The 25,285-nt window shown below is 67.6% G+C and carries 26 protein-coding genes; 17 read left to right on the top strand and 9 right to left on the bottom strand.

Features of this window, described 5'->3' with window-relative positions; genetic code table 11:
- The first annotated feature begins 25 nt into the window (after positions 1 to 25).
- Positions 26 to 1,558, top strand: a complete 1,533-nt coding sequence (locus tag C7C56_RS19570; protein ID WP_106759045.1) for a flagellar hook protein FlgE — start codon at positions 26 to 28, stop codon at positions 1,556 to 1,558.
- A 27-nt stretch (positions 1,559 to 1,585) separates the two neighbouring features.
- On the top strand, positions 1,586 to 2,326 hold the full coding sequence (gene flgF / locus C7C56_RS19565) for a flagellar basal-body rod protein FlgF (RefSeq protein WP_106759044.1): 741 nt from the start codon (positions 1,586 to 1,588) through the stop codon (positions 2,324 to 2,326).
- Between the two features lie 62 nt (positions 2,327 to 2,388).
- Here flgF and C7C56_RS19560 read toward each other — a convergent pair whose 3' ends face one another.
- Positions 2,389 to 2,550: a hypothetical protein gene (locus C7C56_RS19560; protein WP_181373261.1), complete on the bottom strand. Its 162-nt coding sequence runs from the start codon at positions 2,548 to 2,550 to the stop codon at positions 2,389 to 2,391.
- Between the two features lie 421 nt (positions 2,551 to 2,971).
- Here C7C56_RS19560 and flgG point away from each other — a divergent pair, with 421 nt between their 5' ends.
- The 15 genes from flgG (at position 2,972) to C7C56_RS19485 (ending at position 20,190) form a co-directional block, all read left to right on the top strand.
- Entirely contained in the window at positions 2,972 to 3,754 is a 783-nt protein-coding gene (gene flgG / locus C7C56_RS19555; RefSeq protein ID WP_106759057.1) for a flagellar basal-body rod protein FlgG, read from the top strand.
- A 14-nt stretch (positions 3,755 to 3,768) separates the two neighbouring features.
- Positions 3,769 to 4,434, top strand: coding sequence for a flagellar basal body L-ring protein FlgH (locus C7C56_RS19550; RefSeq protein WP_106759043.1), 666 nt, complete (start codon positions 3,769 to 3,771; stop codon positions 4,432 to 4,434).
- 17 nt (positions 4,435 to 4,451) lie between these two features.
- Positions 4,452 to 5,567: a flagellar basal body P-ring protein FlgI gene (locus tag C7C56_RS19545; RefSeq protein ID WP_370660226.1), complete on the top strand. Its 1,116-nt coding sequence runs from the start codon at positions 4,452 to 4,454 to the stop codon at positions 5,565 to 5,567.
- Between the two features lie 9 nt (positions 5,568 to 5,576).
- Positions 5,577 to 6,614, top strand: coding sequence for a flagellar assembly peptidoglycan hydrolase FlgJ (gene flgJ / locus C7C56_RS19540; RefSeq protein WP_106759042.1), 1,038 nt, complete (start codon positions 5,577 to 5,579; stop codon positions 6,612 to 6,614).
- A gap of 253 nt (positions 6,615 to 6,867) precedes the next feature.
- Entirely contained in the window at positions 6,868 to 8,829 is a 1,962-nt protein-coding gene (gene flgK / locus C7C56_RS19535; RefSeq protein ID WP_106759041.1) for a flagellar hook-associated protein FlgK, read from the top strand.
- Positions 8,830 to 8,873: 44 nt separating this feature from the next.
- Positions 8,874 to 10,097, top strand: coding sequence for a flagellar hook-associated protein FlgL (gene flgL / locus C7C56_RS19530; protein ID WP_106759040.1), 1,224 nt, complete (start codon positions 8,874 to 8,876; stop codon positions 10,095 to 10,097).
- A gap of 417 nt (positions 10,098 to 10,514) precedes the next feature.
- Positions 10,515 to 11,468: a fatty acid desaturase family protein gene (locus C7C56_RS19525; protein WP_181373260.1), complete on the top strand. Its 954-nt coding sequence runs from the start codon at positions 10,515 to 10,517 to the stop codon at positions 11,466 to 11,468.
- Positions 11,465 to 12,070 carry a CDP-archaeol synthase gene (locus tag C7C56_RS29015; RefSeq protein ID WP_181373259.1) on the top strand — a complete coding sequence of 202 codons (606 nt, stop codon included), beginning with the start codon at positions 11,465 to 11,467 and terminating at the stop codon, positions 12,068 to 12,070. Before C7C56_RS19525 ends, C7C56_RS29015 begins: the two co-directional genes overlap by 4 nt.
- The gene (locus tag C7C56_RS19515; RefSeq protein WP_181373258.1) at positions 12,067 to 14,661 is read left to right on the top strand and encodes a PEP/pyruvate-binding domain-containing protein; all 2,595 of its coding nucleotides are present in this window, start codon (positions 12,067 to 12,069) and stop codon (positions 14,659 to 14,661) included. The genes C7C56_RS29015 and C7C56_RS19515 overlap by 4 nt, the downstream gene beginning before the upstream one ends.
- Positions 14,639 to 15,295 (top strand): hypothetical protein, encoded by a 657-nt coding sequence (locus tag C7C56_RS19510; protein WP_146204562.1) that lies wholly within the window; start codon positions 14,639 to 14,641, stop codon positions 15,293 to 15,295. The genes C7C56_RS19515 and C7C56_RS19510 overlap by 23 nt, the downstream gene beginning before the upstream one ends.
- 12 nt (positions 15,296 to 15,307) lie before the next feature.
- Positions 15,308 to 16,267, top strand: coding sequence for a class I SAM-dependent methyltransferase (locus C7C56_RS19505; RefSeq protein WP_106759036.1), 960 nt, complete (start codon positions 15,308 to 15,310; stop codon positions 16,265 to 16,267).
- Entirely contained in the window at positions 16,249 to 17,001 is a 753-nt protein-coding gene (locus tag C7C56_RS19500) for a lysophospholipid acyltransferase family protein (protein ID WP_106759035.1), read from the top strand. Before C7C56_RS19505 ends, C7C56_RS19500 begins: the two co-directional genes overlap by 19 nt.
- Complete coding sequence (locus C7C56_RS19495) at positions 16,998 to 19,409, top strand: thioester reductase domain-containing protein (RefSeq protein ID WP_181373257.1); 2,412 nt, start codon at positions 16,998 to 17,000, stop codon at positions 19,407 to 19,409. Before C7C56_RS19500 ends, C7C56_RS19495 begins: the two co-directional genes overlap by 4 nt.
- Positions 19,410 to 19,621: 212 nt before the next feature.
- The gene (locus tag C7C56_RS19490) at positions 19,622 to 19,912 is read left to right on the top strand and encodes a CopG family ribbon-helix-helix protein (RefSeq protein WP_106759033.1); all 291 of its coding nucleotides are present in this window, start codon (positions 19,622 to 19,624) and stop codon (positions 19,910 to 19,912) included.
- A complete protein-coding gene (locus C7C56_RS19485; RefSeq protein ID WP_106759032.1) occupies positions 19,900 to 20,190 on the top strand; it encodes a type II toxin-antitoxin system RelE/ParE family toxin in 291 nt (96 codons plus the stop codon). The genes C7C56_RS19490 and C7C56_RS19485 overlap by 13 nt, the downstream gene beginning before the upstream one ends.
- 39 nt (positions 20,191 to 20,229) lie before the next feature.
- Here C7C56_RS19485 and fliR read toward each other — a convergent pair whose 3' ends face one another.
- The 8 genes from fliR to C7C56_RS19445 form a co-directional block, all read right to left on the bottom strand.
- Positions 20,230 to 21,027 carry a flagellar biosynthetic protein FliR gene (gene fliR / locus C7C56_RS19480; protein ID WP_106759031.1) on the bottom strand — a complete coding sequence of 266 codons (798 nt, stop codon included), beginning with the start codon at positions 21,025 to 21,027 and terminating at the stop codon, positions 20,230 to 20,232.
- A 21-nt stretch (positions 21,028 to 21,048) separates the two neighbouring features.
- Positions 21,049 to 21,318: a flagellar biosynthesis protein FliQ gene (fliQ, locus tag C7C56_RS19475; protein ID WP_106759030.1), complete on the bottom strand. Its 270-nt coding sequence runs from the start codon at positions 21,316 to 21,318 to the stop codon at positions 21,049 to 21,051.
- A 10-nt stretch (positions 21,319 to 21,328) separates the two neighbouring features.
- A complete protein-coding gene (gene fliP, locus C7C56_RS19470) occupies positions 21,329 to 22,102 on the bottom strand; it encodes a flagellar type III secretion system pore protein FliP (RefSeq protein WP_106759029.1) in 774 nt (257 codons plus the stop codon).
- Positions 22,092 to 22,583, bottom strand: coding sequence for a flagellar biosynthetic protein FliO (fliO, locus tag C7C56_RS19465; RefSeq protein WP_229458876.1), 492 nt, complete (start codon positions 22,581 to 22,583; stop codon positions 22,092 to 22,094). Before fliO ends, fliP begins: the two co-directional genes overlap by 11 nt.
- Positions 22,580 to 22,993, bottom strand: a complete 414-nt coding sequence (fliN, locus tag C7C56_RS19460; RefSeq protein WP_106759028.1) for a flagellar motor switch protein FliN — start codon at positions 22,991 to 22,993, stop codon at positions 22,580 to 22,582. Before fliN ends, fliO begins: the two co-directional genes overlap by 4 nt.
- 44 nt (positions 22,994 to 23,037) lie before the next feature.
- Positions 23,038 to 24,018 (bottom strand): flagellar motor switch protein FliM, encoded by a 981-nt coding sequence (gene fliM, locus C7C56_RS19455; RefSeq protein ID WP_106759027.1) that lies wholly within the window; start codon positions 24,016 to 24,018, stop codon positions 23,038 to 23,040.
- Positions 24,019 to 24,024: 6 nt separating this feature from the next.
- On the bottom strand, positions 24,025 to 24,444 hold the full coding sequence (locus C7C56_RS19450) for a flagellar basal body-associated FliL family protein (protein WP_229458875.1): 420 nt from the start codon (positions 24,442 to 24,444) through the stop codon (positions 24,025 to 24,027).
- Positions 24,445 to 24,742: 298 nt separating this feature from the next.
- Positions 24,743 to 25,285: flagellar hook-length control protein FliK (locus C7C56_RS19445; protein WP_146204561.1), on the bottom strand; the 543-nt coding region annotated here is incomplete at its 5' end.

Raw genomic sequence — 25,285 nt, 5'->3', positions numbered from 1 at the left:
CCAACCTTTACACCAGGAGATCAACATGTCTTTCCAACAGGGACTTAGCGGCTTGAACGGCGCTGCGAAATCGCTCGACGTCATCGGCAACAACATCGCCAACGCCAGCACGGTCGGCTTCAAGACCTCGCAGGCCCAGTTCGCCGACGTCTACGCCAACTCGCTCAGCGGCGCGGCCGGCAACCAGGCCGGCATCGGCGTCAAGGTGTCGCAGATCGCCCAGCAATTCAACCAGGGCAACATCGAGGCGTCCAACAACCCGCTCGACATCGCCATCAACGGCTCCGGATTCTTCCGCACCACCGTCAATGGCGCGGTCCAGTACGCGCGCAACGGCCAGTTCGCGCTCAACAAGGACGGCTTCATCACCAACGCCCAGGGCGCGATGCTGACCGGCTACATGGCCGGCCCGACCGGCGCCATCTCGGCCGGCTCGCCCGTGCCGCTGCAGATCAGCACGGCCAACCTGCAGCCGCTGGCGACAAGCCGCATCGACACCGAATTGAACCTCGATTCGGCCAGCGTCACGCCGCTCGTGACCCCGTTCAACCCGAACAACTCCGACACCTACAACAAGCAGACCGCGATCGACGTCTACGACAGCCTCGGCACGCCGCACGTGGTGACCTCGTACTTCGTCAAGTCGGCGCCCGGCGTGTGGGACGTCTACGTGGCCAACGACGGCACCGAGATCACCAATCTCGAGGTGGCCAGCGCCTCGCACGACCCGAGCCCGGCGGCCGCCACCAGCGTCACGCGCCAGGAGTGGGTCAACGCGATGGCCGCCGTGCCGCGCGACCCGGCGCGGGTCAACCTGGCCGCGCAAAACTACGCCACCGCCGCCGGTGACGCCGTCGAGCAGGCCGCCGCCGCCGCCGGCGCCAGCGCCACCGACGTCGCCGCCATCAACACCGCCGCGACCACCGCCGGCAACACCGTCGGCTTCACGCCCGAGCAGATCGACGCGGCCATCACGGCCGCCGTGCGGGTGCCGCCGGTCAGCGTGGGCCAGCTCAAGTTCGACTCGTCGGGCGCGCTCAGCCCGGCGCTGATGGCGCCGCAGACGCTGCCGTTCTCCGTCGCCCTGCCGATGTACCCGTCGACCGGCGCGGCCGACACCCTCACGGTCGACCTTGGCTTTGCCGGCACCACCCAGTACGGCTCGGCCACGCGCGAGAAGCTGTCGCAGGACGGCTACGCCTCGGGCCAGCTGCAGCGTTTCGCGGCCGGCGCAGACGGCGTCATCATGGGCCAGTACAGCAACGGCCGCTCGCAGGCGCTGGGCCAGATCGTGCTGTCGAACTTCGCCAACCCGAACGGGCTCACGCCGCTGGGCAACAACGCCTGGGCCGAGTCCTCGACCTCGGGCGTGCCGCTCACGGGCACGCCGGACTCGGGCGGGCGCGGGGTGCTGCAGTCGGCCGCGGTCGAGACCTCGAACGTCGACCTCACGGCCGAGCTGGTCAACATGATCACGGCGCAGCGGGTCTACCAGGCCAACGCGCAGACCATCAAGACCCAGGATTCGATCCTGCAGACGCTGGTCAACCTGCGCTAAACCGCAATAAACGTCAAGGGACGCCGCATGGACCGCCTGATCTACACCGCCGCCAGCGGCGCCAAGCACCTGCTCGATCAGCAGGCCACGACCGCCAACAACCTGGCCAACGTCGGCACCACGGGCTTCAGGGCCCAGATCGACGCCTTCCGCGCGGTGCCGGTGGTCGGCGGCGCGCTGCCGACCCGCACCTTCGTGGTCGGCGCGACGGTGGGCAGCGATTTTTCGGCGGGGCCGCTGCAGATGACGGGGCGCGCGCTCGACGTGGCGGTCTCGGGCAAGGGCTGGATCGCGCTGCAGATGCCCGACGGCAGCGAGGCGTACACCCGCAACGGCGCCCTGCAGATGAACGCGAACGGGATGCTGCAGTCGAACGCCGGGTTCGCGGTGCAGGGCGACGGCGGCACCATCACGGTGCCGCCCGAGGTGACGGTCGAGGTCGCCAGCGACGGCACCGTCTCGACCATGGCGACGAGCAACACGCCGGGCGCGCCGACCGTGCTGGGGCGTTTAAAACTGGTCAATCCGGACGAGGCCAATTTGGTGCGCGGGGACGACGGCTTGTTCCGCCTGCGCGACGGCTCGGCCGCCGCGGCCGACCCGCTGGTCAAGGTGGTCGGCGGGGCGCTCGAGGGCAGCAACGTCAGCCCGGTCGACTCGATGGTGAGCATGATCACGCTCGCGCGCGCGTTCGAAACCCAAATGAGCCTGCTCAAGAATGCCGAGAACAACGCGGCGAAAGCTACCCAGATCCTCGCTTTGAGTTGACTCTGCGGCGCGCATAATTCTCACTGGGGTCTATGGCTGACGCGACGCGACGTGTGTCGTCGCTACCACGACCGCCACAAACGCGCCAAAACCGCCAAAACCGCCGAAACCGCCGAAACCGCCAAAACCGGCACCACCGGCACCAGCGGCACCAGCGGCACCAGCGGCACCAGCGCGACCAGCGCCACCACCAGCACGTCATCCCCGCGAAAGCGGGGACCCATGCTGAGTTTGCTGACAACTGGCGTCAGCCGATTTCTTCGCTAACAAGGGCGATTTATTGTTCGCGGCCGAAAACGTGATGCTCGGCGCTTTGCCAGCTCAGTATGGGTCCCCGCTTTCGCGGGGATGACGTTGGTGGTGGTGGTGGCGGCGGTGATGACGTGGTGGTTGCTGTGATGACGTTGGCGGTTGCGGTGATGACGTGGTGGTTGCTGTGATGACGTTGGCGGTTGCGGTGATTACGTCGTGGTTGCTGTGATGACGTTGGCGGTTGCGGTGATTACGTGGTGGTTTCTGTGATGACGTGGCGGTTGCGGTGATGACGTGTTACTGGCGATGGCCGGTGTCGGTTGCACAGGCAGCCTGTCCCCAAAGATTGATGTGTGCTTGGCGCTTGGCGCCGTACCGAAACTGGAGAAGCAAATGATCCGTTCCCTATATATCGCCAAGACCGGTCTCGAGGCGCAGCAGACCAATCTCGACGTCATCACCAACAACCTCGCCAACGTGAGCACCAACGGCTTCAAGCGTTCGCGCGCCGTGTTCGAGGACTTGTTGTACCAGAACGTGCGCCAGCCCGGCGCCCAGTCGTCGCAGCAGACCAACCTGCCGTCGGGCCTGCAGATCGGCACCGGCGTGCGCACCGTCGCCACCGAACGCATCCACACTCAGGGCAACCCCCAGCTCACCAGCAACTCGAAGGACCTGATGATCAACGGCTCGGGCTTCTTCTCGGTGCTGCTGCCCGACGGCGCCACCGCCTACACCCGCGACGGCGCCTTCCAGAGCGACTCCAACGGCCAGCTCGTGACCTCGTCGGGCTTCGTGATCCAGCCCGCGATCACCGTGCCGGCCGAGGCGCTCTCGATCACGGTCGGGCGCGACGGCGTGGTCTCGGTCACGCTGCCCGGCACGGCGGCCCCGTCCCAGGTCGGCACCCTTCAGCTGACCACGTTCGTGAACCCGGCCGGCCTCGAGTCCAAGGGCGAGAACCTGTACGCCGAGACCGGCTCGTCGGGCACCCCCAACACCAACACCCCTGGCACCAACGGCGCCGGCGTCATCTTGCAGGGCTACGTCGAGACCTCGAACGTCAACGTGGTCGAGGAGATGGTCAATATGATCCAGACCCAGCGCGCCTACGAGATCAACAGCAAGGCGATCACCACGTCCGACCAGATGCTCGCCAAGCTGGCGCAGCTGTAAAACGGAGCACGACCATGCAAGCGCGACTCATCCCCCTCGTTGTTCCTGTGCTCGCTTCGGTGCTGGCGCTGGCCGGCTGCTCGGCCGTGCCGTCGTCGATCGTGCAGCAGCCGACCACCTCGCGTCCGATGATGGTCGAGCACGCGCCCGCTTCCAACGGCGCGATCTACCAGCTCGCCTCGTACCGCCCCATGTTCGAGGACCGGCGCGCGCGCCACATCGGCGACCTGCTCATCATTAACATCGTCGAGAAGACCGCCGCCCTCAAGACCGGCGCCAGCTCGGGCAACAAGTCGGGCGAGGTCGGCTTCAAGGTGCCGGGCCCGGTCCAGAAGTACATCGGCGGCAACGTCGCGGTCGAAAACGGCAGCAAGTTCGCCGACGCCGACAACCAGAGCGCGAGCAACACCTTCAGCGGCACCATCGCCGTCACCGTCACCGAGGTGCTCGCCAACGGCAACCTGATCGTCGCCGGCGAGAAGCAGATCGCGCTCAACAAGGGCGTCGAGTTCATCCGCTTCTCGGGCATGGTCAGCCCCGACACCATCGGCGCCGGCAACACGGTGTCGTCGACCAAGGTGGCCGACGCGCGCGTCGAATACCGCACCAACAGCCAGGTCGACCGCGCCGAGGTGACGGCGATGGTGTCGCGCTTCTTCCAATCCTTGCTGCCGTTCTAAGATCTTTAAGGTAGACCATGCCCATGCGCCGCCCATCGACCATCCTCGCCGCCACCCTGCTCGCAGCCCTGCTGGGCGCGCAGCCGGCGCAGGCCGAGCGCATCAAGGACCTGGCCAGCATCGCCGGCGTGCGCCACAACCAACTGATGGGCTACGGCATCGTCGTCGGCCTCGACGGCACCGGCGACCAGACCACCCAGACCCCGTTCACGGTGCAGTCGGTGGTGTCGATGCTCCAGCAGATGGGCGTGAACCTGCCGCCGGGCGCTACCTTGCAACTGAAAAACGTGGCCGCCGTCACCGTCACCGCCTCGCTGCCGCCGTTCGCGCAGCCCGGCCAGACGCTCGACATCACGGTCTCGTCGATGGGCAACGCCAAGAGCCTGCGCGGCGGCACCTTGCTGATGACCCCGCTCAAGGGCGCGGACGGCCAGGTCTACGGCATGGCCCAGGGCAACCTCGTGGTCGGCGGCGCCGGCGCCGCGGCCGGCGGCGCGCAGGTGCAGGTCAACCACCTGAGCGTGGGCCGCATCTCGGGCGGCGCGACGGTAGAGCGCGCGGTGCCCTCGGTGCTGGGCGAAAACCAGCAGATCACGCTCGAACTCAACAGCACCGACTTCACCACCGCCTCGCGCGTGGTCACGGCCATCAACGACCATTTCGGGGCCGGCATCGCCAGCGCCCAGGACGCGCGCGTGATCCGCGTGCGCTCGCCCTCGAGCAGCGACCAGCGGGTCGCGTTTTTGGGCGTGCTCGAGGGCCTCGAGGTCAATCCGGCGCGCACCGCCGCCAAGGTCATCATGAACGCGCGCACCGGCTCGGTCGTGATGAACCAGTCGGTCACGCTCGAGAACTGCGCCATTTCGCACGGCAACCTGTCGGTCACGATCGGCACCGACACCCTGGTCAGCCAGCCGCGCCCCCTGTCGGGCGGGCGCACCGTGGTCGTCCAGAGCCCGCAGGTCGACCTGCGGAAGGAGCCGGGCAAGGTCATCAACGTCAAGGGCGGCGCCTCGCTCGCCGAGGTGGTCAAGGCGATGAACGCGATCGGGGCCTCGCCCCAGGACCTGCTGTCGATTCTGCAGGCGCTCAAGGCGGCCGGTTCGCTGCGCGCCGAACTCGAGATCATCTAGGAGCGCCACATGGACAGCCTCAAGCACGACCTAAGCAGCCGCCTCGCGTTCGACAGCCAGGGCCTCGGCGCGCTCAAGGCGTCGGCCAAGGCGGGCTCGCCGGACGCCCTGAAGGCGGCCTCGACCCAGTTCGAGGCGATGTTCATCAACATGATGATGAAGAGCATGCGCGCGGCGACGCCGCAGGACGGCATGTTCGACAGCGAGCAGAGCAAGATGTTCACCTCGATGCTCGACCAGCAGACCAGCGAGAACCTGGCCAAGCGCGGGGTCGGGCTGGCCGATGTGCTGATCCGGCAATTGTCGAGCCAGGCCCTTGGGGGCAGGGACGTTGGCCCCGGCGAAGGCGGGTCCGTCGCGCAAGGGCGTGGCATGCCGCAGCAATTCCTTGCCGAGCCAGTCAACGCGCAGGCGCTGGCGATCGGCGGCGATTCCGTCAAGCAGCCGGGCGCGGGCGTGCCGTACACGGACGTGTTCAAGATGCACCCGATTATCAAGGACGCGCTCGCGGGCGTGCTGCCGGCTGCGCCGGCCGGGCCGGCCTGGTCGGCGGCGCAGTTGCAGGACGGCCCGCGTCTGGCGTCGCAGCAGGAGCATGTGCGCGCGTTCCAGAACAAGTTGGGCGGCCACGCCGAGGAGGCCAGCCGCGTGTCGGGCATCCCGGCCAAATTCATGCTGGGCCAGGCCGCGCTGGAATCGGGCTGGGGCAAACGCGAGATCCAGAACGCGGACGGCAGCGCCAGCCACAATCTGTTTGGCATCAAGGCCGGGCCGGGGTGGAAGGGCAGGGTCGCCACCGCGACCACGACCGAATATGTGAACGGGGTGCCGCAGACGCGGGTCGAGCGCTTCCGCGCCTATGACAGCTATGCCGACAGTTTTAATGATTTTGCGCGGATGATCAGCACCAATCCGCGCTACGAGAAGGTGCTGGCCGCCGCCGGCGACGCGAGCAGCTTCGCGCACGGCTTGCAAAAGGCGGGGTACGCGACCGATCCGCGCTACGGCGAGAAGCTCAGCCGGATCATCCGGCAGTCGCTGGGGTGATTGCGATGACCGCTGAAATAAGCAAACCCCACACATCGTCCTCGCGGAGGCGGTGGCGCATGCGCCACCCCCATAGAACAGTTGCTTATAGCAGACGTTCTATGGGTCCCCGCCTCCGCGAGGACGATGTAGTGGTTTGTTAAGAGTTGCGGTATCGGGAAACATAGATGCAAAAACGACATGGTTCCAGGGCGCAAGCTAAAGTTCCGGCTGTTCCTGCCGTAGACTAGCGTAACTCTAGGAAGAAACTATCATGGCTGGAAACATACTCAACGTCGGTAAAAGCGCGCTGTTCGCGGCGCAAGCGGGCCTGACCACTACCGGGCACAACATCGCCAACGCCAACGTGGCCGGCTACAGCCGCCAGACGGTGGTGCAGGGCACCGCGTTCGGCCAGGACCTGGGCTTCGGCTTCATCGGCAACGGCACTGACGTCTCCGAGATCAAGCGCTACTCCGACGCCTTCCTCAACGGCCAGGTGCGCCAGGCCCAGGCCACCACCAGTTCGCTCAACTCCTTCTACACCCAGATCAGCCAGGTAGACAACCTCATGGCCGACCCGACCACGGGCCTGTCGCCTGCGCTGCAGGGCTTCTTCAAGTCGGTGCAGGACCTGAGCTCGGCGCCGACCTCGAACGTGGCGCGCCAGGGCATGCTCTCGGCCGGCGAATCGCTGGCCTCGCGCTTCCAGGGCATCGACGCGCGCTTGCAAGAGTTGCGCGGCAACGTCAACGCGCAGATCGGCTCGAACGTGAACGCGATCAATTCGTATTCGACCCAGATCGCCGCGCTCAACGAACAGATCTCGCAAAACAGTGCGAACCCGGGGCGCATGCCCAACGACCTGCTCGACGCGCGCGACCAGCTCATCGCCGAACTGAACACGCACGTCAAGACCACCGTCGTCCCCAGCGAACGCAACACCGTGACCGTGTCGATCGGCAGCGGCCAGCCGCTGGTGGTGGGCGCGCGCGCGTTCAGCCTCGCGGCGGTCCCGTCGGCCACCGACAGCTCGCGCATCGAGGTCGCGTACATCAGCGGCGGCCAGCCCCAGCGCATGGCCGACGGCACCATCAAGGGCGGCGAGCTGGGCGGCCTGCTCGAGTTCCGCAGCACCGCGCTCGACCAGGCCCAGAGCCGGCTCGGCCGCGTGGCCGCCGGCGTCGCCCTGTCGTTCAACGCGCAGCACGGGCTCGGCCTCGACCAGGCAGGCCAGGCCGGCGCCGCGTTCTTCAAGGTCGGCGCGCCGTTCGTCGGCGCGAGCGAGACCAACAACCCCGCCAGCACCACCAGCGTCAAGGCCGAACTGGTCGACGCCACCAAGCTGACCCAGAGCGACTACAAGGTGCAGTACGACGGCGCCGACTTCGTCGTCACGCGCCTGTCCGACAACACCCAGACCAAAATCGTGCCGTATCCGCAGACCGCGGCCCAGATCATCGACGGCGTCGCCTACACCATCACCGGGGGCGCGAGCGCCGGCGACAGCTACTCGGTGCGCCCGACGATCAACGGCGCGTCCGAATTCGGCATGGCCATCAGCGACCGCGGCAAGATCGCCGCCGCCGCTGCCGTGGTGTCCGAGGCGCAATTGCAAAACACCGGCTCGGGCAAGATCGGCGAGGCCGTCTACGGATCGGCCTACATGGACGCGCCGCTGGCCGCGCCGCTCAAGCTAACCTTCTCGACCCCGGCCGGCGGCGGGCGCCAGTTCACCGCCACCGCGCCCGTGACCGTCACGGTGGGCGGGGTGCCGACGCAATACGCGGCCGGCGAGCTGATCTCGTATTCGGCCGCCAGCGGCGCCACCGTCAGCAGCGGCGGCCTGAGCGTGGCCTTGAGCGGCGCGCCCGACAGCGGCGACGTGTTCACCGTCGCCGCCGGCAACGGCAACTCGAGCGACAACCGCAACATGCGCGCGCTCGGGGCCCTGCAGACGGCCGGCGTGTTCGACGGCGGCAACGGCACGTTCCAGTCCGCGTACGCGGAGATGGTCAGCTTTGTCGGCAACAAGACGCGCGAGACGCAGGTCAAAAGCGCCGCCAGCGAAACCATGCTGGCGCAGGCGCGCAGGTCGCAGGGCGAGGTGTCGGGCGTGAACCTCGACGAGGAGGCCGCCAACCTGCTCAAGTACCAGCAGGCCTACCAGGCCGCGGGCAAGCTGATGCAGGCGTCCAGCGAGATGTTCGATACGCTGCTCTCACTCGGAAGCTAATTGCCGGCGCCGCCAATGGCGGCGCACCGGCCGAAAGGATCACCATGCGTATCAGCACCAGTTCCATGTTCGAGGCCGGCACCAGCCAGCTCGGCACCTTGCAGTCGCAGATGGCCAAGACCCAGCAGCAGCTGGCGACCAACCGCCGCATGCTGACCCCGGCGGACGATCCGATCGCCTCGGCCCGCGCTTTGGAGGTGACCCAGGCGCAGGCGGTCAACACCCAGTTCGCCACCAACCGCCAGAACGTGCGCGGCGCGCTCGCGCTCGAGGAAAGCGCGCTCGCCGGCGCCACCGACGTGTTGCAGAACGTGCAGACGCTCGCGGTGGCCGCCGGCAACGGCGCGCTCAACCAGGCCGACCGCAACGGCCTGGCCGACCAGATCGCCTCGCACCGCGAAGAACTGCTGGCGCTGGCCAACAGCGGCGACGGCCTGGGCGGCTACCTGTTCGGCGGCTTCCGCTCGTCGAGCCCGCCGTTCGTGCGCAGCGCCGAAGGCATCGCCTACGAGGGCGACCAGGGCGTGCGCCAGATCCAGATCGGCGGCCAGCGCCAGATCCCGATGGGCGACCCGGGCAGCGCGGTATTTTTGAGCAATCCGACCGGCAACGGCAGCTTCGTCACGCGCGCCGACCCGGCCAACGGCGCCGCGCTGGTGGTGTCGGCCGGCAGCGTGAACAACGCCGCTGAGTTCGCGCGCGACAATTACAAGCTCACCTTCGCGGTCGCCGCGGGCGTGACGACCTACACCATCACCGACGGCCAGAACGTGGCGGTGCCGCCGCCGCCGGCCAACGCGGCCATGCCGTTCGTGAGCGGGCAGGCGATCAACTTCAAGGGCATGAGCTTCGACGTGGCGGGCAGCCCGGCCGACGGGGACGTCGTCACGGTCGGCCCGAGCACCAAGCAGACCGTGTTCGAAACGCTCGACAAGCTGATCGCCAGCCTGCGCGCGCCGGCCAGCGACGCCGCCGGGCGCGCCCGCATGACGGCCAACCTGGCCGAGGGCGGCGTCAACCTCGCGAGCGCGCTCGACGGCGTGCTGTCGGTGCAATCGTCGGTCGGTTCGCGCATGGCCGAGCTCGACAATCTCGACAGCAGCGGCGAGGACCTCAACATCCAGTACGCGGCCACGCTGGCCGGTTTGCAGGAGATCGACATGGTCAAGACGATCTCGCTGTTCACGCAGCAGCAGTTCACGCTCGAGGCGGCGCAAAAGTCGTTCAAGGCATTGTCGGGCTTGTCGCTGTTTAACTATATCGGTTGAGGCAAAGCGTCGGCGCTGCCGGCGTCCGTCAAAGCAACGCAAAATTCCGCATACCACCCCATCGTCCTCGCGGAGGCGGGGACCCATAGATCAGTTGCTTTGAGCAAGCGTACTATGGGGGCGAGGCATGCCTCGCCGCCTCCGCGAGGACGATGTTGGTTTGGTTTTGTGGGTTCTTCACCTTCGCTATTTCTAGCGCTGCTTCTTCTGCTTCCTCTGCTTCTGCTTCCTTCTCCATCCTCGCCGTTTTTCGCCCGCGCCGATTGGCGCAAACGCGCGCCTGCGCACTTGATCATCCCTCCAAAGTATCGCCGTGCGGTACCAAAAGCACCGCGATCCACACCGCCGCGAAGCTAACAAAACTTCATGGATGGACATGCAATACTGGACTTTAAGTCCTCTTTGCCCGCCGCCTCCATGAACCTCGCCAACCGCCCCCACGACGACCCCGATCACGCCCTCGCGCCATCCGACGCGCGCGGTCTGCTGCACTTTGCGCTGGCGCTGGCGCTGAGCGCGGGCGGGGCGCTGCTCGCAACGCTCGATAACGGCTGGGCCTGGTCCGCCGGCCAGCTTCTGCTCGCGCTCGGCCTCACCCTCTGGTTCGTGCTGCTGCACGAGTGCGGGCACCGCAACCTGTTCCGCAGCCGCTGGCTGAACCGGGCCGCCGGCGTTGTGGCGGCTTTCATGGCGCTCATTCCCTGGACCGCGTGGCGCCAGGTGCACGCCTACCACCACGTCTGGACCGGCTGGCAGGACCGCGATCTGACCACCATGGCGCTGGTGCCGCGCCCGGTGGCGCGCTACGAACGCTGGATCATCAACGGCGCCTGGCGCACCGGACTGCCGCTGTTCTCGCTGCTGTACCGCGTGCAGAATTTCTGGAACACGCCGCGCCTTTCGCGCCACTTCACGCCCGCCTTGATGCGCCGGATACGCGTCGAAAATCTGGCCTTCCTGCTTGCCTACGCCGCCCTGTTGGCATGGTTCGGTCCGGGCGACGCGCTGGGCCTTGTCGGCGGCGGCTTGCTGCTGTCGCTCGCGTTCCAGGACTTGTTGTTGGTGAGCCAGCACACGCACATGCCGACCCGGCGCGCCGGCGGCGAGCGCGTCGCGCCGTTCTCCAACATGGAACAGCAAGCGAACACCCGTTCGCTGCGCCTGCCGCGCTGGTTGTCGTGGCTTCTGCTGCACGTCGACGCCCACGAGCTGCACCACATGCATGTGCGCGTGCCCGGCTACCGCCTGCGCGCGCTCAAACAGGACGCGCCCAACGAGGTGCACTGGTGGACCTGGCTGCGCGCCGCCAAAAGCTTGTCGGGCGTCGACTTCATGTTCGGCGCGCGCGAGCGCACGGGGATGCTGCTGTGAGCGCCGCGCTGGCGCCGTTGGCGCCGCCGGCGCTGGCGTGCGCCGTGTTCGTCTCGCTCGCGCTGGCGCTGGCCGGCGTGGCCCATGTCGCGTGGCTGCGCAGCGCCTGGTCGCGCCGCTTCGCCGTGCCGCTCGACGGCGCCGCCACCTGGCGCGGGCGGCCCCTATTCGGCGCCAACAAAACCTGGCGCGGGCTGATGGTGCTGCCGCCCGCCGCCGCGCTCGGATTCGCGGGCGCCGCGCAGTTCCGCGAGTCGCTGCCGGACTGGCTCGCCGCCGGCGTGTGGCCGCTCCCCGCCTCGCACATGGCGCTGGCCGGCTTGCTGTGCGGGCTGGCCTTCATGCTGGCCGAGCTGCCCAACTCTCTGCTCAAGCGCCAGCTCGGCGTCGCCCCCGGCCAGGCCGCGCGCGGCCCGCTGCTGCGCCTGTGGTGCCTGGTGGTCGACCGGGTCGACTCGACGCTGGGCGCCCTGATCGCGCTGAGCCTTCTGTTGCCGCTGCCGGCCATGGCATGGCTGTGGGTGCCGCTGTTCGGCATCAGCCTGCACTGGATCTTCAGCTACTGCATGTATCTGCTAAAACTCAAACCGAGGCCCTCATGACACCCACGCCCGCCCTTGCCGGCCTGATTCCTCTGGCCGAAGCGCACGACGCCAGCGTCCATGGCGGCAAGGCCGCGGCCCTGGCGCGCATGCTCGCCCACGGCTTCCGCGTGCCGCCGGGCGTGGTGCTTACCGACGCCTTGTTCCAGGACCATCTGCGGCGGGCGGACGCCGGCGGCGAGCAAAGGGCCGCGCGAATTTGCGCCAGCCCGCTCGCGCCCACCCTGCGCGCCGCGCTTGGCGCCTGCATCGATGGGACAGCCCTGCACGCCGTGCGCAGCTCGGCCGTGGGCGAGGACAGCGCCGCGCACTCGTTCGCCGGGCAGCTCGACACGGTGCTCGGCGTGGCCGGCGCCGGCGCGCTGGAAGACGCCGTGCGCACCGTATGGGCGTCGGCCTGGTCGGTGCGCAGCCTGGTCTACCAGGCGCGCCGGCAGGTGCAACTGTCGCGCATGGGCGTCATCGTGCAGCGCCAGATCGACGCGCGCCACGCCGGCGTGCTGTTCACCCACGCGCCGGCCGGGTGCGCCGCCACGCCCGTGATGATGATCGAGTACTGCGCCGGCCTGGGCGACGCGCTGGTGTCGGGCGCCATCGATCCGGCGCGCGTGGTGGTTGCGCGCGAGGGCGGTGGTATCGTCGAGCATGTGATGCCGGACGCGGCGCTGGCCCTGCTGGCGGGCGACGAGATCCACCACCTTGTCGCCGAGGCGTCACGCCTCGAAGCGCTGTTCGGCTGCCCGCTCGACATCGAATGGGCGATCGACCAGGCCGGCCAATTGTGGCTGCTGCAGGCGCGCCCGATCAGCACCCCCGTGGCCGCAGCCCCGTTTGCCGAGGCGCGCAGCGCGGTCTGGACCAACGCCAACATCGCCGAGAACTTCCCGGAACCGGTCTCGCCGCTGCTGTACTCGGTGGTGCGGGCCGGCTACACGGCGTACTTCCGCAATCTTGGTCTAGGCTTTGGCATCTCGCCGACCCGCATCGCGGCGATGGCGCCGGTGCTGGCCAATTTGGTCGGCGTGCATGGCGGGCGCCTGTACTACAACCTGAGCAATATCCACGCCTTGTTGCAACTGGCGCCGGCGGGGCGGTGGCTCGCGCGCGCCTTCAATAATTTTGTCGGCGCGGCCGAAATGCCCGCGCTGCGTCACGCAATGCCGATACAGGGCTGGTTCGACCGCGTGGCCGAAGCGCTGCGCATCCCCTGCAAAACGGCCTGGCAATACCTGCGCGTGCAATCGCGCGTGGCCCGCTTCGAACGCGCCGTTACCAGCTTCTGCGACGGCACCCGGCGGCCGGCGCTGGCCGCGATGTCTCCGGCCGGGCTGGTCGACGCGCTCGACGGCTTTTTGACGATCCGCCTGCGCCGCTGGAACGACGCCGCGCTGGCCGACACCGCCGCCATGGTCTGCTACGCCCTGTTGCAGCGCAGCCTGAAGCGGGCCTGGCCGCAGGCCGGCGAGAGCGTGCACAACAACCTGCTGGTCGGGCTGCCCGAGCTGGCCAGCCATGTGCCGGTCGAGCGGCTGTGGGATCTGTCGCGCGAGGTGCGCAACAATCCGGTGCTGTTGCTCCTGTTCAGTGAGCACGATGTGCCCGCGATCGAAAACGCGCTCGCGACCTTGCCCGAGCTGGCGGCCTTCCGCGCGCGCTTCGAGGACTACCTCGAGCGATGGGGCTTTCGCAGTTCGGGCGAATTGATGCTGACCCATCCGAGCACCGAGGAGAATCCTCACCAGGCGCTCAACCTGCTCAAGACCTATGTCGGCCTTGATGCCGATTCGCCGGCGACGCTGCTGGCGCGCCAGGTGGCGGCCCGCCTGGCCGCGACCGACGCCGCCTGCAAGCATCTTAGCCCTCTCGCGCTGGTGCGCGCGCTGCCGCTGGTCGGCCGGGCAGGGCGCTTCCGCCTGCTGTTGTCGGCCACGCAGGGGGCAATCCGGTTGCGCGAGCGGGCGCGCATGCAGCAGGCGCGCCTGTATGTGCACCTGCGCCACATCGTGCTCGCCTGCGGGCGCAGTCTGGCCGCCGCCGGCCTGCTCGACGCGCCCGAGGACGCGTTCCAGCTCACCATGGACGAGTTGAAAGACCTGCTGTCGGGGCAGGCGATGTTCCCGTATTCGGTCGGCGCGCTGGTGCGCCAGCGCCGCGAAGCGCACGCCCGGTTGGCGCGCATGGCGCCGCCCGACAGCATCACCATGGCCGAAGGCAGCTATCTGGCCTGCGCCGCCGGGCTGCCCGCGGCGGGTCCCGAAGCCGATGCGGCCGCGCCGCTGCAGGGCACGGGCGCGTGCGGAGGGCGCATCAGCGCCACCGCCGCCGTGCTGGCCGACGCGACCGAGGTCGGGCTGATGCACGAGGGCGACATCGTCGTCACGCGCCAGACCGACCCCGGCTGGGCCTGCGTATTCTTCCTCGCGCGCGGGCTGGTGGTCGAGCGCGGCGGCATGTTGTCGCACGGCGCGATCATCGCGCGCGAGTTCGGCATTCCCGCCGTGGTCGGCGTGCGCGGCGCGACCACGCGCATCCGCAGCGGCGCGCGCCTGATGCTTGATGGAGACCGCGGTGTCGTCGAAATCCTGGCCTGAGGACCTGCAAAACTACGCCGCGACGCGCCTGCTGCGCCCGCGCATCGCGCTCCTGTGGCTGGTGGTGGGCGCCTGCATGCTGGCGGCGTCGGCCGGCGGCGGCCCGGACCGGATGGCGGCGAGCATGCTGCTGGCCGCCTTCCTGATCGCCCAGTTCCGCCTGTGGGACGATCTTGCCGACCGCGCGCACGACGCGCGCCACCACGCCCGGCGGGTGCTGGTGGGTAGCCCCCATGCCGGCCGCTTCTCCCAGCTGTGCGTGGCCGGGGCGCTGCCGGTGCTGGGCCTGCTGTGGGCCTGGCGCGAGCCGATGCGGCTGGCCGCCTACGGCCTGCTGTGCGCGGCCATGGCGGGCCTGTACCTGGCCAGCGGTGCCTGGCCCCGATTGCTGCGCGCGCAACTGGTGCTGCTCAAGTACCCAAGCTTCGTGTGGCTCGTGGCGTCCGGCGTGTCGCCGCGGGCGGGCCTTGGCCTCGGCGCGGCATTGTGGCTGGTGCTGGCGCTGCACGACCTGCTCAGCGACCGCACCTTGCAGGCCGGCCCGCATTGGCGCGCGCTGGCCGCGATCGAATGCCTTGCCCTGATCGCCCTGCTGGGCCTGGCCGCGCTTGGATTTTTTAAACCCGTTCACTGAAACCCCACACCCATGACAAACCTCGCCCACGCCCCCTCCACCGACGCTTTCGAAGCGTGCGCATGCTACCTGTGCGGCGCCAACGCGGCTGACCCGCTGGTGACGGGCGAAGACGACTTGACGGGCAAGCCGGGCCGCTTCTCATTCGTGCGGTGCCGCCAGTGCGGGCTCGCGTATCAAAGCCCGCGCCTCACGCTCGACTGGGTCAAGCTGTATTACGACGACGAATACATCGCGCACCGCAAAAAGACCGACTGGGGCTGGCTCACGCCGTTCTACGAAAAGTCAATGCGCAAGCACGACCTGTCCAAGCTGGCGCTGGTGGACCGCGCGCTCAAGCTCGAGCCTGGGCGGCGCGTGCTCGACATCGGCTGCGCCGCCGGCACCTTTCTGCGCGAGCTGATCGCGCGCGACAAGATCGCCGCTACCGGCGTCGACTTCAAGGACCTGTCGCACCTGCCGACCCTGAACGGGGTCGACTTCCGCTGCGGCCTGCTGTCCGAGCAAAGCCTGGCGCCGCGAGGTTTTTCGCTGATCACGATGTGGCACTTCCTCGAGCACGACTACGACCCGAACGCGACGCTGGCGCGCTGCCGCGATTTGCTGGCCGACGACGGCCGCCTCGTGATCGAAGTGCCGCGCCTCGACAGCCTCAGCTACAAGCTTTACGGCGCGCGCTGGCCCGGACTCCAGGCGCCCCAGCACACCGCGCTCTACAGCAAGGCGACGCTGATGGCGATGGCGGAAAAGCAGGGCCTCGAGGTGGTCGAGTATCTGCCGTGGGGCGCGTTTCCCTCGTATTTTTACCTGTTCGCCGGAGCCGCCTTCAAGCTGCTGCGCGGACGCGGGCTCAATCTCGACCGCGCGATCCTGCCGTACTTCCTCGGCCAGATCCTGCTGTCCCCGGTGCTGCTGTTCGAGCGGCGCCTCAACCTCGCGATGCAGACCATCATATGCCGGCGCGCACAGTAGGCGAGCGGCTCGGGTTCGCGCTGCGCTGCGCCGCCATGCTGGTGCTCATCAGCGCCGGCGCGCTGTGGATGCTGCTGGTCGCCTGCCTCACCGGCTTCGCGCTGCGCCGCTTTTACAGCGAGCGCATCCTCGCGCCGATCGGCCATCTCGCGCTCGGGTTGTGGGGCATCCACGTGCGCAAGCGCCAAGCCGCGCCGTTCCCGGCCGGGCAGACGGTCTACATCGCCAACCACACCTCGACGCTGGACATGTTCGTGCTGATCGCGCTGGGCATGCCCAACACGCGCTTTTTCCTTAGCGGGTACTTGCGCAAGCTGCTGCCGTTCGGCGTCATCGGGTACCTGACCGGGATATTCTGGACCATGCCGCAGACCATGCCCGAGCGGCGCCGGCGCCTGTTCGCGGGCGCGGCCGAGACCTTGCGGCGAACCGGCGAGTCGGTGTTCCTGAGCCCCGAAGGCGTGCGCGTGACGGGCGGGCAGATCGGCCACTTCAACAAGGGCGCGTTCCACCTCGCGGCCAGTTTGAAGGCGCCGATCGTGCCGATGTTTATCCTGATCCCCGCCGCCGTCGATCCGGGGCTCGGCCTGCATGTGCGGCCGGGCGTGATCGACGTCCATGTGGGCCCGGCGATTCCAACCGTCGATTGGTGCCTTGCGGACCTTGCGGAACATATCGCATCGGTGCGCGCGGCGTATGTGCAATGGAACACCGACTTGCGAGGCACGGCATGACAGCTATCTTCCCGAACGAACTGACCTCACTGCACGGGACGCAGCTGCTGTCGGATGCGCAGTTAAGCGCCGACATCCGCCCCGCCTCGAAGCCGGAACTGGACATCCGGCGCGTGTTTGTGACTGGTGCGACGGGCTTCTTGGGCGCGCAGGTCTTGGGCGAACTGCTACGGTCGACCGATTGGGAGATCGTCTGCCTGGTCCGCGCCGACGACGACGCGCATGCGCAGCGGCGTCTTGGCGAAGCCTTTACCAGGGCGCGCCTGAGCGAGACCGAAACGCGCGCGGCGTTGATGCGCGTGAGCGCGGTGCGCGGCAACGTGGCCGAAGCCGACTACGGCTTGGGCACGTCGCAATTCGACGCCCTTGCCGCGCGTGTCGACGCGGTGATCCATGGCGCGGCGGAGGTGAGCTGGATCAAGCCATACCGGCGCCTGCGCGGCAGCCACGTGAACGGCACGCTCAACGCGATCCGGCTCGCATGCCATGTGCGCGGCAAGGCCTTGTACGTGGTGTCGACACTGGCCGTGTGCTACGCGCCCGACGGTCCGGGCACGGTCGACGAATTTTCCGACATGGCGCCGTACGTCACGCAGATGTCGCTTGGCTACGCGCAGGCCAAATGCGTGGGCGAGTCGCTGCTGCGCGCCGCCGCCGCGCGCGGCCTCGCGGTGGGCATTTTGCGTTCGGGCCTGGTGTGCGGGCATAGCGTGAGCGGCGAGTCGAACCAGCAGGACCTGATCTCGCGCGCGATCCGCGGCAGCACCCAAAGCCTGGTCGCGGCCGACATCGACTGGCAGATCGATTGCGTGCCCGTCGACACGGCCGCGCAAGTGCTGTGCACGATGGCGCGCTCCGGCTTCGCGCATGGCGCGCCCCAAGGCATGGCGCGCGTGCTGCATTTGCAGCATGATTCGCCGCGCGGCTGGCGCGAGCTGGTGCTGTCGCTGCGCCTGCGCGGCTATCCACTGCAGCTGGTGCCGCTCGACCAATGGCTCGCACAGGTGGAAGAAATGGGCAAGCATGACACCTCGGACCTGCGCGTGTTGCGGCCGTTCTTCCTGGCGCGGCCCGAGGGGCTGGGCGGGCGCAGCCAACTGGAGTTGTTCTTGGAACCGACGCGTAGCCGCATCAGTTCGAGCACATCCCAACGGTGGCTGACGAAGCATGAGATCATGATCCCGCGGCTCGACGCGCGGCTACTCAACCGCTACTTCGCCGATTTCGTCGACACCGGCTTCCTGCCGCCGAGCGCGGCGCCATGCGTGTCCGAACCAAGTGCGGCCGATCTGCATGCGATTCTGGTCACGGCGTTGGGTGTGGAGGTCGATGAATTCACCGCCACGCCGATGGGCAGCGACACCGGCATCATGAGCGAACTGGCCGCCGCCCGCAGCGGCGGACGCACGGGACTGTGGCATTGCCAGGGCGCGCTCGACGGAACCGGCGCGTTGAACGCGGTGCTCAAGTTGAAACCCAACGACGCCGAACAGGATGCGCTCACGCTCGCCACCGCCGCGTTGTGCAGCCCCGAACTGGCACGCGCGTTCGGCCAACACCTGCACCGGATGCCTTACCGGCGTTCGGCGGCACGCGAGCGTGCGGTTGGGCTGATGGCCGACGTGCGCATCGCGCGCCACATGCCGGCCACGCTGGCGGTTTTGCCCGATTGTGGCGACGGTGTCAGCGGCATGCTGTATGGCTTCCTTCATGACGCGCAAATGGCGCACGACTGCACTCTTGGCACGCATTGGAGCGCGGCCCATCTCGATGCCGCTGTGCGCGGCTTGGGCGAGATCCATTCGGTCTGGCTCGGCCGCGAGCGCGAGTTGCTGGCAACCGGCTGGATCGCCGGGGAGAGCTGCGGGTACGGTTTGCTGGCGATGCAGCCCTTGTGGCGCGCGCTGGCCGACTACGCCGGGCCACGCCTTGCCGCGATACTCGGACGCGAAGTCGGCGCCGTACAGCGCGCATGGATCGACGACATGCAGGCGTGGCTGCCGCAAACGTTTGCCATGCCGCGCAGCCTGATCCATCACGATTTCAATCCGCGCAACATGGCATTCCGGCGCGACGCGCAAGGACTGCAACTGTGCGCCTTCGACTGGGAACTTGCGACCGTCGGCCTGCCGCAATACGATCTGGCGGAGCTGCTTTGCCACGTGCTGCCGGAGCAGGGGCAAGGCGCGTTCGCTCATAACGCGATCGAAGGGCACCGCGCCGCGCTTGAGGCGGCATCGGGGCGGGTGTTGTCGCCAGAGGAGTGGCGCGCCGGCTTCGCGTTGGCTTTGCGCTGTTTTGTGATTTGCAGATTGCCGATGTACGTGGTCATCGACCGCTTTCGCCCACAATCGTCGCTGCCGCGCGTTGTACGCAATGCGTTTTGGCTGACGGCGTGGATCGGGTAGGGCGGCTATTTGAAAATGCATGACCGCCCGGTCCGTAATACATTATTGTATAACTAATATTATGCGTCCGAACCCGCCCCGATTGGTTAATGGATGACAATCCTTTCCATCGACTGGCGGGGTTCGATCAGGTTCCGCTCACGCCATTGATCAATGGGGTGGTATGCTAAGGTAATACCTGTTAATACTTGCGGATACTAAGGGGGCGCGCCATGCCGGCATCAACAACTCGTGCTATTGCAGTAAAGATCGATCAAGCCACGCGCGATCGCATTAAACGGCTTGCTGAGTCGCGCGATCGGACTCCCCACTGGATGCTAAAGGAAGCCATCGGTCAGTACCTCGAGCGGGAAGAGAAGCGAGAGGCTTTTCGGCAGGACGCGATTAACGCGTGGAGCGAGTACAAAGCCACTGGCATGCATGTCACAGCGGACGAGGTGACGACGTGGCTCGAAACTTGGGGCGATGAGGCCGAATTGCCGGCGCCTCAATGCCACAAGTAAGACTCGCGCCGTCGGCGCTTCACGACCTGCAAAGGCTTCGCGAATTCTTGCGCATCAAGAACCCGGCGGCGGCTAAGCGTGCTGCTGCAGCCATCATCAAATCCATCCAAATGCTCGGGCGATACCCTCAGGTCGGTCGCCCGGCGCAAGAGATGGACATTGAATATCGTGAAATCACGGTCGAATTTGGTGACACCGGCTATATCGTTCTCTACCGCTACGAACTGGACGCAGTCACAGTGCTCTCGATACGCCATCAGAAGGAAGCCGGTTATTGATTGCTCCGACCGGCCACCCGGCGGTCTCGATGTTCAGTATCAGGGGCGCGCGTTCCCAGCCGCGGCCCGCGCCACCGCCCGCGCAACCTCAATTCCTTCGTTGAACAGGTTCAGGAACGGCGTCGACAAATACGGCATCACCAGCCCGATGACGAGCAGGCCGACCCCGAGCGAGACCGGGAAGCCGATACCGAAAATATTCAGCTGCGGCGCCGCGCGCGTGAGGATGCCGAGCGCGACGTTGGTGATCAACAGCGCCGCCAGGATCGGCAGCGACAGCTGCAACCCCGCGCTGAAGATGCGCCCGCCCCAGCGCGCCACCTCGAACGGGGCGCCGGCCGACATCGGGGTGCCCGCCACCGGCATCGTCACGAAGCTCTCGGCCAGCGCCGACAGCAGCACCAGGTGCGCGTTGACGGCCAAGAAAGCCATGGTCGCCACCAGCGTGAGCATCTGGCTGATCGACGACGAGCGGCCCTTGGTCATCGGGTCGAAAAAGCTCGCGAAACCGAGGCCCATGGTCAGGCTCGACGCCTCGCCCGCCATCTCGACGGCGGCGAACACGATGCGCATCACGAAGCCCATCGCCAGGCCGATCAGCAGTTCCTGCACCAGGATCAGCAGGCCCGCCATCGACAGCGGGTCGGCCGCCGGCAGCGCCGGAATCGCCGGCGCCATGATCATCGCCATGATGACCCCCAAGCCGACCTTGGCCGGGACGGGGATGGAGCCGCTGCCGAATATGGGGGCGGCCGCGATCAGCCCGAGGATGCGCGTGAGCGGCCACAGCAAGGCGGCGATCCACGTGTTCATCTCGACGCTGGTCAGCGTGATCATGCGGGCCCGCCAATCATGACACTAGCCGATCATGCCGGGTATGCCGGTGAACACATGGCGCATGTAGTCGAGCATGACGGTCAGCATCCAAGGCCCCGCCACCACCAGCGCGACAAAAATGCCGACCAGCTTGGGGATGAAGGACAGGGTCGCCTCGTTGATCTGGGTAGCAGCCTGGAAGATGCTCACGATCAGGCCGATGATCAGGGCCACGAGCAGCATCGGCGCGGCCACCATTAGCGTCACCTCCATCGCGTGGCGGCCCATCGTCATGACGGTTTCGGGAGTCATCGCGCCGCCCCTAGTAAAAACTCTGCGACAGTGAGCCGAGCAGCAGTTGCCAGCCGTCGACCAGCACGAACAGCATCAGCTTGAACGGCAGCGAGATCACGGCCGGCGACATCATCATCATACCCATCGACATGAGCACGCTGGCGACGACCATGTCGATGATCAGGAACGGGATGAAGATCGCGAAGCCGATCTGGAACGCGGTCTTCAGTTCGCTCGTCACGAACGCCGGGACCAGTATGCGCAGCGGCACGTCCTCGGGGCCGCCCAGCGCGGGCGAGCGCGAGATCTTGACGAACAGGGCCAGGTCGGACTCGCGCGTCTGCTTGAGCATGAAGGCCTTGAGCGGGGCGACGCCCTTGTCGAGCGCCTCGGCCATCTGGATCTTGTTCTCCTGCAGCGGCTTGTACGCCTCGACGTAGATGCGGTCGAACACGGGCCCCATCACGAACAAGGTCAGGAACAGGGCCAGGCCGACCAGCACCTGGTTGGGCGGCGCCGACTGGGTGCCGAGCGCCTGGCGCAGCAGCGAGAGCACGATGATGATGCGCGTGAAGCTGGTCATCATCAGCAGCGCGGCCGGCAGGAACGTCAGCGCCGTCATCAGGAGCAGGGTCTGGACCGGCAGCGAGTAGGCGGTGCCGCCACCGGGCGCCGGCGCGCTGGTGAAGGCGGGAATGCCCTGCTGCGCGAGCGCCACCGCCGGCAGCGCCAGCAGGGCCGCGCCCAGCAGGCAGCGGGCGAGGGGGGCGAGGGGGCCGACTGCCCGGGGCTTATTTTGCATTGCGTTTATCGATCGTTTGTTTGAGCCATTCGGCGAAGCTGCCGGCATGCGGCGCCGGCCCGGCCGCTTGCGCCAGTTCGGCGCCCTGGTCCGGCGCTTCGGCGCCGGCCTGTCTGGGCATGGTCGCGAGCGCGTTGATGCGGCCGGGCGAGGCGCCCACCACGATCCACTGCTCGCCAACTTCGACCACGATCACGCGTTCGCGCCCGCCCAGGTTGAGCGCGCCGACGATGCGCACGTTGGCCGCGCCGGCCGGCGCGCGCGGGCCGTAGCGTTTGAGGAACCACGCCAGCACCACCAGCAGGCCGAGCACGAGGCACAGCGCGAATATGGTCTGCAGCAGGCTGCCGGCCGACGAAGACGACGCCGCAGCCGCCGTGGCCGACACCACCGCGGGGCCGAGCGGCGCGCCCGGCGCGGCGGCGGCGGTCGCCTGTGCCGCCGCCGGTGCCGCCGCGCCCGCGAGCGGTCCCAGCATCATTTATTGAGTTTCCGGATCCGCTCGGACGGGGTGATGATGTCCGTGAGGCGGATGCCGAATTTGTCGTTGACCACGACCACCTCGCCCTGGGCGATCAGGCAGCCGTTGACCAGCACGTCCATCGGTTCGCCCGCCAGTCCGTCGAGTTCGACCACCGTGCCCTGTGCCAGCTGCAGCAGGTTCTTGATCGCGATCTTGGTGCGCCCCAGTTCGACCGTGAGCTGGACCGGGATGTCGAGGATGAAGTCGATGTCGTTCGGGGTTTCGTTGCGCGTGCCCTTGTTCGAGAAATCCTTGAACACGGGCGGCACCGCCTGGCCCGCGAGCGCCTCGGCCTCGGCCTTGGCCTGCTCGGCGATGGCCGCGCCCCAGTCGTCGTCCATGCTGTTGTCGTCGTGATTGATCGCCATCTTGTTCTCCTGTTTGCGCGGGCCGGCCTGGCGCCGGCGCAGCCTTATTTCGGTTCGCCGGTGTTGGCCAGCAGTTTCTCGACCTTGAGCGCGTAGTGCCCGTTGAGCACGCCGTAGCTGCATTCGGCCATCGGCACCCCGTCGACCGTCGCCTGGACCAGTTCGGGCACCTCGAGCGGAATGATGTCGCCCACTTTCATGTTCAAAATGTCGTCGAAGGTGGTGCCGGCGTGGCCCAGCGTGGCCACCAGCTCGACCTCGGCGATCTGGATCTGCTCGGTCATCAGGCGCATCCAGCGCTTGTCGATCTCGAGCGTCTCGCCCTGCAGGTTCGAGCTGAGCGTGTCGCGGATCGGCTCGACCATCGAGTACGGTATGCAAATGTGGATCTGGCCGCTCACCGAGCCCAGTTCGATCGTGAAGGTCGAGGTGACCACGACCTCGTTCGGGGTCGCGATGTTGGCGAACTGGACGTTCATCTCGGAGCGCACGTATTCGAACTCGATCGGGAACACCGGCTCCCAGGCCTTGGTGCTGGCCTCGAACACGACGTCGAGGATGCGCAGGATGATGCGCTGCTCGGTCTGGGTGAAGTCGCGGCCCTCGACGCGCGTGTGGAAGCGGCCGTCGCCGCCGAATAGGTTGTCGACGAGCAAAAACACGAGGCTCGGGTCGAACACCACCAGGGCGGTGCCACGCAGCGGCTTGAGGTGCACCAGGTTGAGGCTGGTGGGCACGACCAGGTTGCGGATGAATTCGCTGTACTTGGACACCTTGACCGAGCCGACCGAGACCTCGGCGTTGCGGCGCAGGAAGTTGAACAGGCCGAGCCGCAGGTGGCGCGCGAAGCGCTCGTTGACGATCTCGAGCGTGGGCAGGCGCCCGCGCACGATGCGCTCCTGCGTGGCCAGGTTGTACGGGCGCACGCCGGACGGCTCGACCGGCGCGACGATGTCGTCGTGGTCGCCGTTGACGCCCTTGAGCAGGGCGTCGACTTCTTCCTGCGAAAGGAAATTATCGGCCATGGCGGATCACTGGATGATGAACGAGATGTAGTGCAGTTCGCTCACCTGCTGCGGCGCGCCGCCGTCGGTGAACGGCTGCTTGAGCGCGCTGACGATTTCGGCGGCCAGGCGGCGCTTGCCGGCCGGGGTCGAGATCTCGGACGGCTTTTTGCTCGACAACAGCAGCAGCACCCGGTTGCGCACCTTCGGCATGTTGGCCTTGACCAGCTCGACCTGCTGGGCGTCGGCCACCTGCAGCGTGAATTTGGTCTGCAGGTACTTGTCGCCGTCCTCGGGCTGCAGGTTGACCACGAATTCGTCGACCGCGACGTACAGCGGCGCCACGTTCTGGACCTGGCCCGGGGTGCCGGACGTGGGGGCGAACAGGATCCAGGCGCCGGCGCCGAGGACCATAAGCAGGAACACGCCGGCGAGCGCGAATGGCATCGTTTTCGACGATTTGGGTGCCGGCTTGGGCGCTGTCTCGACTTTCGGATCAGCTCTCATTCTCGGATTCGGTTTCAGGTTCGGGTTCAAGATGCCTCGGTGCGGCTGTGTTGCTGGTTGATCGTGGCGCTGAAGTCGCGTGCGCATGTGGCTTGCGCCCGAGGCGCCGGCCTGATGCGTGCCTGATGCGTCATTATGTCATTATCGGCATTCGATCGGGCGGCCGGTGTGTCGAAAAGAAACAGTTCGCGGCGGGTTTGCCACGGCATGGGCGTGCTTTGGCGCGCATCGGGGAGGGCTAGGCGAAGGTGTCGACCAGGCCGACCCCGCCGCCGAGCGCGAGCGCGCGTTCGGCCACCCGCACCGGTTCGCCGGCCCCGTCCGGCTGGCCGGCCAGCCGGCGCGCGCCGTCGGCGCCACCGTCGCGCGCGCCGGAGCCGGCCTGGGCGTCGGGCATGCCCGCGTTCACGCTCGCGTTGCCAAGTTCGATGCCGCTCTCGTTCATCATCTCGCGCAGGCGCGGCAGCGCGTTTTCGAGCGCCTGGCGCACCTCGGGCTGGGCCGAACTGAAGGTGACGCTGGTCTGGTCGCCCGTCACGCTGAGCACCACCTGCATCGGCCCCAGTTCGGGCGGGTTGAGCGTGAGCGAGGCGCTTTGCTCCTTGCCGGCCACCATGAACACGATGCGCTGGCCGACCTGGTTGTTCCAGCCCGGCGTGCCCACGCGCGCGGCGACCTTGTCGGCGCCGCCCTGCGGGCGGGCCTGCGCGGGCGCGGCCTGCTGCACCTGCGCGCCCGGCTGCGGGGTCGGCGCGTCGGCGCCGATGGCCGACAGCTCCGT

It is taken from the genome of Massilia glaciei, assembly GCF_003011895.2.
GTDB classification, from domain to species: Bacteria; Pseudomonadota; Gammaproteobacteria; order Burkholderiales; family Burkholderiaceae_D; genus Telluria_A; species Telluria_A glaciei.
Note: the sequence above shows the minus strand (reverse complement) of the source record. Positions and strands in the feature narration are given on the sequence as shown.